Annotated in this window: 6 protein-coding genes and 1 pseudogene; 6 read left to right on the top strand and 1 reads right to left on the bottom strand. The window is 71.2% G+C overall.

Going from position 1 to position 6,392, the window contains the following annotated elements; translation table 11 throughout:
* The 5 genes and pseudogenes from G3I65_RS16970 to G3I65_RS16950 all read left to right on the top strand — a co-directional run.
* Positions 1 to 235 (top strand): annotated as a pseudogene (locus G3I65_RS16970) (sensor histidine kinase); the annotation flags it as partial.
* 74 nt (positions 236 to 309) lie between these two features.
* Entirely contained in the window at positions 310 to 1,701 is a 1,392-nt protein-coding gene (locus tag G3I65_RS16965) for an amino acid permease (protein ID WP_160696983.1), read from the top strand.
* Positions 1,698 to 2,453 carry a carbon-nitrogen hydrolase family protein gene (locus G3I65_RS16960; RefSeq protein ID WP_160696982.1) on the top strand — a complete coding sequence of 252 codons (756 nt, stop codon included), beginning with the start codon at positions 1,698 to 1,700 and terminating at the stop codon, positions 2,451 to 2,453. Before G3I65_RS16965 ends, G3I65_RS16960 begins: the two co-directional genes overlap by 4 nt.
* A complete protein-coding gene (locus G3I65_RS16955; RefSeq protein ID WP_160696981.1) occupies positions 2,450 to 4,141 on the top strand; it encodes an NAD(P)/FAD-dependent oxidoreductase in 1,692 nt (563 codons plus the stop codon). Before G3I65_RS16960 ends, G3I65_RS16955 begins: the two co-directional genes overlap by 4 nt.
* Positions 4,142 to 4,221: 80 nt before the next feature.
* Positions 4,222 to 4,869 carry a TetR/AcrR family transcriptional regulator gene (locus tag G3I65_RS16950; RefSeq protein ID WP_160696980.1) on the top strand — a complete coding sequence of 216 codons (648 nt, stop codon included), beginning with the start codon at positions 4,222 to 4,224 and terminating at the stop codon, positions 4,867 to 4,869.
* A gap of 126 nt (positions 4,870 to 4,995) precedes the next feature.
* On the opposite strand, the gene G3I65_RS16945 is transcribed toward G3I65_RS16950, so the two are convergent.
* Positions 4,996 to 5,721: a TetR/AcrR family transcriptional regulator gene (locus tag G3I65_RS16945; RefSeq protein ID WP_160696979.1), complete on the bottom strand. Its 726-nt coding sequence runs from the start codon at positions 5,719 to 5,721 to the stop codon at positions 4,996 to 4,998.
* A 68-nt stretch (positions 5,722 to 5,789) separates the two neighbouring features.
* On the opposite strand from G3I65_RS16945, the gene G3I65_RS16940 reads away from it, so the two are divergent.
* A partial coding sequence (locus G3I65_RS16940) for an alpha/beta fold hydrolase (RefSeq protein ID WP_160696978.1) occupies positions 5,790 to 6,392 on the top strand: 603 nt, incomplete at its 3' end.

The raw sequence follows: 6,392 nt of genomic DNA, 5'->3' as shown, positions 1-6,392 counted from the left end.
CGCCGGCGACGCGCTGGCCATCGACGTCGCCGACGAAGGCCCCGACCTGGGCGAAACCGATCCGTTCGCGACCGCGCCGAGCGACCACGGGATCGGCCTGCCGCTGGCCCGCAGCCTGGCCGAGGCCGAAGGCGGCCGGCTGCGGCTGAGCCGGCCCGCCCCGCCCACGTTCACCCTGCTCCTGCCCGCGGCCGAGCATAACGAATCGCCACGATCCGATCCTTCTGTGCAATGAATCACCTGTGATTCATCTGTACGCGCAATGTTCCCCTGTTTTGCCTGCTGGAAACGGCAGATACGGTCGTCGGCATGACTCTGCGAGCCGCGACGGTGCGGCGGAAACCGGTCGCCGACCTCGTCGCCGAAGGTGATCATGGCACGTTGAAGCGGTCACTCGGCCTCGGGCAGCTCACCATGCTCAGCATCGGGGCGACCCTGGGCAGCGGCATCTTCGTCGTGCTCGGCGAAGCCGTCCCGGTGGCCGGACCGGCGGTGGTGCTTTCGTTCGTGCTCGCCGGGATCACCGCGCTGTTCTCGGCGCTCTCCTACGCCGAACTCGCCGGCATGATCCCGCTGTCCGGTTCGTCGTACTCCTACGCCTACGCCACGCTCGGCGAACTCGTCGCCTGGGTCTGCGGCTGGTGCCTGATCCTCGAATACGGCGTCTCGGTGGCGTCGGTGGCCGTCGGCTGGGGCCAGTACGTCAACGAACTGCTGCGGCTGGCCTTCGGCTTCACCATCCCGGACGCGCTGAGCCAGCCGCCGGGCTCGGGCGGCATCGTCAACGTGCCCGCGATCGCCGTCGTGGTCCTCGCGATGGTCCTGCTGCTGTCCGGCGCGAAGGAGAGCGCGCGGGCCAACGCGGTCATGGTCGTGGTCAAGATCGGCACGCTGGTGCTGTTCTGCGCGATCGCGTTCACCGCGGTGCGGGCGAAGAACTTCACGCCGTTCCTGCCGCTGGGGCTGGCCGGGCTGAGCGCCGGCGGGGCCAAGCTCTTCTTCTCCTACATCGGGTTCGACGCCGCCTCGACCGCCGGCGAGGAGGCGAAGAACCCGCAACGCGACCTGCCGCGGGCGATCCTGCTCTCGCTCGGCATCGTCACCGTCCTGTACTGCCTGGTCGCCGTGGCCGCGGTCGGCGCGCTGCCGTGGCAGCAGTTCGACGGCCAGGAAGCCGCGCTGTCGCACGTCCTCGGCGTCGTGTCGGACAACCCGCTCTGGGCCGCGCTGCTGGCCGTCGGGGCGATCGTGGCCATCTCCAGCGTCGTGCTGACCGTCCTCTACGGACAGACGCGCATCCTGTTCGCGATGTCCCGCGACGGGCTCGTGCCGGGCGTGCTGTCCAAAGTGGACGCCAAGAGCGGCGCGCCGCGGGTCAACACCCTGGTGGTGTCCGGCTTCGTCGCCGTGCTGGCCGCGTTCATCCCGCTGGGCAAGCTGGCCGACGCGACCAGCATCGGCACGCTGTTCGCGTTCGGGCTGGTGAACGTCGCCGTCCTGCTGCTGCGCCGCCGCCAGCCGGACCGGCCGCGCTCGTTCCGCGTGCCGTTCTCGCCGGTGACGCCGGTCCTGGGCGTGCTCTGCTGCGCGTACATGATGCTCAGCCTCGACGGCGCCACCTGGGTCGTCTTCGGCGGCTGGATGGCGCTCGGCCTGGTCCTCTACTTCGGTTACGGGATCCGGAAGTCGAGGCTGGCATGAAGGTCGCGATCCACCAGGGCGCGTTCGCCGACCTCCCGGACGTGCTGGCCGGCACCGACGCCGACCTCGTCGTCACGGCCGAGATGGGCACCACCGGCTACCACATCGGCGCGCGCACGCACGAACTCGCCGAGCCCGCCGACGGCCCCACCGCGCAGCGGATTTCCGCACTGGCGAAGGAATCCGGCGTCGCGATCGCCTACGGCTACCCGGAATCCGGCGGCGGGCACGTCTACAACAGCGTCCAGCTCGTCGACGCGACCGGGCGGCGGCTCGCGAACTACCGCAAGACGCACCTGTTCGGCGACCTCGACAAGGCGTGGTTCACCCCGGGCGACGAGCCAGTCGTGCAGGCCGACGTCGCGGGCGTCCGGATCGGGCTGCTGATCTGCTACGACGTCGAATTCCCCGAACTGGTCCGGGCGCACGCGCTCGCCGGCACCGAGCTGCTGGTCGTGCCGACCGCGCTGATGACGCCGTACGAGCTGGTCGCCGACACGCTGGTGCCCGCGCGGGCCTACGAAAGCCAGTTGTTCGTCGCCTACGCGAACCGCTGCGACACCGAGCGGGAGCTGACCTACTGCGGCCGCTCCTGCGTGGCCGCCCCGACCGGGGAAGTCCTGGCCCGCGCCGGATCCGGACCCGAGCTGGTCACCGCCGACGTCACGCGGGAAGCGCTCGCCACGTCCCGCCTCGAGAACACCCACCTGGCCGACCGACGGCCCGAACTGTACCGGGGAACCACCGCATGACCTCCGCCGTCCCGACCGCGATCCACCACGAAGAACCGCCGGGCCGCCCGATCACGATGTTCGGCCCCGACTTCCCGTTCGCCTACGACGACTACCTCGCCCACCCGGCCGGGCTGGGCTCGGTCCCGGCGGAGCGGCACGGCACCGAAGTCGCGGTGATCGGCGGCGGCCTGTCCGGCATCGTCACCGCGTACGAGCTGATGAAGCTGGGCCTGCGGCCGGTGGTCTACGAAATCGACGAAATCGGCGGGCGGCTGCGCACGGTCCGCTTCCCCGGCTGCCCGGACGACGTCGTCGCGGAGATGGGCGCGATGCGCTTCCCGCCCGCGTCGACCGCGCTGTACCACTACATCGACAAGGTCGGCCTCGAGACGACGCCGTTCCCGAACCCCTTGGCGCCCGGGACGCCGAGCACCGTCGTGGACCTGAAAGGACAGAGTCACTACGCGCGCACGCCCGCGGACCTTCCCGGCGTCTACGGCGAAGTCGCCGCGGCGTGGGACCGGACGCTCGCCGAGCACGCGTCCTTCGCCGAGATGCAGACGGCGATCCGCGACCGCGACGCGAAGACGATCAAGCGGCTGTGGAACGAACTCGTGCCGCGGCTGGACAACCAGACGTTCTACGGCTTCCTCTGCGACTCCCCCGCGTTCGCCTCCTTCCGCCACCGCGAGATCTTCGGCCAGGTCGGCTTCGGCACCGGCGGCTGGGACACCGACTTCCCGAACTCCATCCTGGAAATCCTGCGCGTGGTCTACACCGGAGCCGACGACGAGCACCGCAGCATCGTCGGCGGCAGCAGGCAGCTGCCGCTGCGGCTGTGGGAGCACGCGCCGGAAGAGATCGCTTTCTGGCCGGCGGGCACCAGCCTCAGCTCGCTCCACGGTGGACGGCCGCAGCCCGGCGTCGCGCGGCTGCACCGGACGGCGCCGAACAACATCACGGTGACCGACACCGAGGGCCACATCCGGACGTTCCCCGCGGCGGTGTTCACCGCGCAGAGCTGGATGCTGCTGTCCAAGATCGAATGCGACGCCGAGCTGTTCCCGATCGACCACTGGACGGCGATCGAGCGCACGCACTACATGGCGTCGTCGAAGGTGTTCGTGCCGGTCGACCGCCCGTTCTGGCTGGACCGCGACCCGGTGACCGGCCGCGACGCGATGAGCATGACGCTCACCGACCGGATGCCGCGCGGCACCTACCTGCTCGGGTCCGCGCCGGACTCCCCGGCGGTCATCTGCCTGTCCTACACGTGGGCCGACGACTCGCTGAAGTGGCTGCCGCTGTCGGTGTCCGAACGCGTCGAGGTGATGCTGCAGTCCCTGCGCGAGATCTACCCCGGCGTCGACGTCCGGCGGCACATCATCGGCGACCCGGTGACCGTGTCGTGGGAGGCGGAACCGCACTTCATGGGCGCGTTCAAGGCCAACCTGCCCGGCCACTACCGCTACCAGCACCGCCTGTTCACGCACTTCGCGCAGGACCAGCTGGAGCCGCGCTACCGCGGCCTGTTCCTGGCCGGCGACGACGTCTCGTGGACGGCGGGCTGGGCCGAAGGCGCGGTGCAGACGGCGCTCAACGCGGTGTGGGGCGTGCTGCACCACTTCGGCGGCCGCACCGATCCGGTGAACCCGGGACCCGGCGACGTCTTCGACGACCTCGCCCCGATCACGCTCCCGGACTGACCGTGCCCCGATCGTGGCACTGCGTCCGGCAACGTGCGGACCGAGCTGCCCTGCTCAACCCGCCGTGCGACGATGGGAGCATGACCACCGAGCCGGCGCCGAGATGGCGAAGACTGGAACCGGACGAGCGGAAGGAACAGATCTACGCCTGCGCCGCGCGGCTGTTCGGTGATCGTCCCTACTCCGAAGTGTCCACTTCGGACATCGCCGCGGCGGCGGGCGTCGCGCGCGGGCTGATCAACCACTACTTCGGTACGAAACGCGAGCTGTACCTGGAAATCATCCGCCGCGCGCTGACCGTGCCGCGGCTCGCCGTCGAGATCCTCCCGGATGGGCCGCTCGAACTGCGCGCCGACGTCGCCATCGAATGGTTCCTCGACATGGTCACCAGCCAGGAGCGGATGTGGCTGGCCGCGATCGCGCCGGAGGGCATCGGGCGCGACCTCGAAGTGGAACGGATCCTCGAAGAGGCCGACCGCGAATCGGCCGACCGCGTGCTGGAAGCCGTCGGACTGTCGAGCGAAAGCGACCACGGGCCGGAGCTGAACGCGCTCGTGCGCGCGTTCGGCGGGATGGTGAAGGCGGCCGGGCGGGAATGGCTCGTGCGCGGGTCGCTGACGCGGGACCAGGTGCACCTGCTGCTGTCGAAGTCGCTCGTCACCCTCGTCGGCGAGGTCTTCCCGGCGATCCGGGCCGTGCCGCCGGCACCGCGCCAGGGCCGCGAGTAGCTCGTGGACAGACCGGAGCCCCCGACGCCACGAGGGGGAGGAGGGCGCCGAGGGCTCCGGGTCGATGGGCGAACCACCGACGCACGTCCACGGTACGCCGGGGCACTGTCAAGTCGCTGTCAACCCTCAGCTGTCCGCTTCGCGTAGTTCGTCCAGCCGGTGGGCGAGGCCGTCGAGGCAGCGGCCGACCGCGTAGTCGTAGAGCTGGGCGTAGTAGCCCGCGGCGAGGTCGGGATCGCCCATCAGGTCGTGCATCGCGTGACCCAGCTCGGCCATACCCGGCAGGTCGGCCCGCTCGCGGTAGGTCGCGTACTCCTCGGTGTTGTCGATGCGCAGGGCGAGCGCGCCGTCGCGGTCGTCCTCCATCGCGACGAACTGGCACGCGGTCATCAGCAGCAGGTTGTAGGCCAGCACGCTCTCGCGGCCGAACCCCGCACGCAGCAGCACGCCGATGCCGGCGTCGATGCTGCGCGTGGCCGCCTTGACCGACGGGCCGAAGAGCGCGAGCCGCCGCGCGCAGCCCGGGTAGGTCCGCAGCAGGGCACGCAGGCCGGCCAGCAGCTCGGTGAACCACTCGGCCCACGGCAGCTCCTCGTCGGGCAGCTCCAGCAGGCCGACGACGCGGTCGACGACGGCGTTCACCACGGCGTCGCGGTCGCCGACGTGGTGGTAGATCACCGCCGGGTAGGCCTCGACCGCGCGGGCGAGCTCCCGCAGCGTCCAGTTGTCGAGGCCGCGCTCCGCGGTCAGTGCCGTGGCCGCGCTGACGATGCGGTCGGCCGTGAGCGCCGGCAGGCCCGCCGCGGCCCGCGACCGGGGCCGCTGGCCCGTGCCCGAGGTTGAAGGAGGCATGGGGCGTAACGGTAACCGCACCGCCCGTGCCGGTGCCAGCTTCGAACGGGTACGGCAGGATCGGGGGCATGCCACGCGCACAGGCCAACGGTCTCGAGCTCGAGTACGACACCTTCGGCGACCCGGCGGCCCCGCCGCTGGTCCTGGTGATGGGCCTGGGCGCCCAGATGATCACCTGGGAGGACGGCTTCTGCGAGCTGCTGGCGAGCCGCGGGTTCTTCGTCGTGCGCTACGACAACCGCGACGTCGGGCTCTCCACCTGGCTCGACCACCTGCCCGCGCCGGACCTGGCCGCGCTCGCCGCGGGCGACCTGGCGACCGCCCCGTACCTGCTGTCCGACCTGGCCGACGACGCCGTCGGGCTGTTCGACGCGCTCGGCATCGGCCGCGCGCACGTCGTGGGCGCGTCGATGGGCGGGATGATCGTGCAGCAGCTGGCCATCGACCACCCGGACCGGCTGCGGTCCGTCACGTCCATCATGTCGACCACCGGCGACCCGAGCGTCGGCCAGGCCGAGCCGTGGGCGCTGGGCCTGCTGGCGCGGCCGCCGGCGTCGACCCGCGAGCAGGCGCTCGCCGACAGCGTCGAGGGCTACCGGCGGCTCGGCTCCCCCGGCTACCCGGACGACGAGGCGTTCCTGCTGGCCAAGGCCACGCTGCACTACGACCGC

The sequence above is a fragment of the Amycolatopsis sp. SID8362 genome (genome assembly GCF_010550475.1).
GTDB lineage: Bacteria > Actinomycetota > Actinomycetes > Mycobacteriales > Pseudonocardiaceae > Amycolatopsis > Amycolatopsis eburnea.
The sequence above is the reverse complement of the archived record's forward strand: the minus strand, read 5'-3'. Positions and strand labels throughout refer to the sequence as shown.

Excerpts from the sequence above, each read along its gene's own strand:
- G3I65_RS16965 (WP_160696983.1), top strand. The coding sequence starts at position 310 with ATGACTCTGCGAGCCGCGACGGTGCGGCGGAAACCGGTCGCCGACCTC.
- G3I65_RS16960 (WP_160696982.1), top strand. The coding sequence starts at position 1,698 with ATGAAGGTCGCGATCCACCAGGGCGCGTTCGCCGACCTCCCGGACGTG.
- G3I65_RS16955 (WP_160696981.1), top strand. The coding sequence starts at position 2,450 with ATGACCTCCGCCGTCCCGACCGCGATCCACCACGAAGAACCGCCGGGC.
- G3I65_RS16950 (WP_160696980.1), top strand. The coding sequence starts at position 4,222 with ATGACCACCGAGCCGGCGCCGAGATGGCGAAGACTGGAACCGGACGAG.
- G3I65_RS16945 (WP_160696979.1), bottom strand. The coding sequence starts at position 5,721 with ATGCCTCCTTCAACCTCGGGCACGGGCCAGCGGCCCCGGTCGCGGGCC.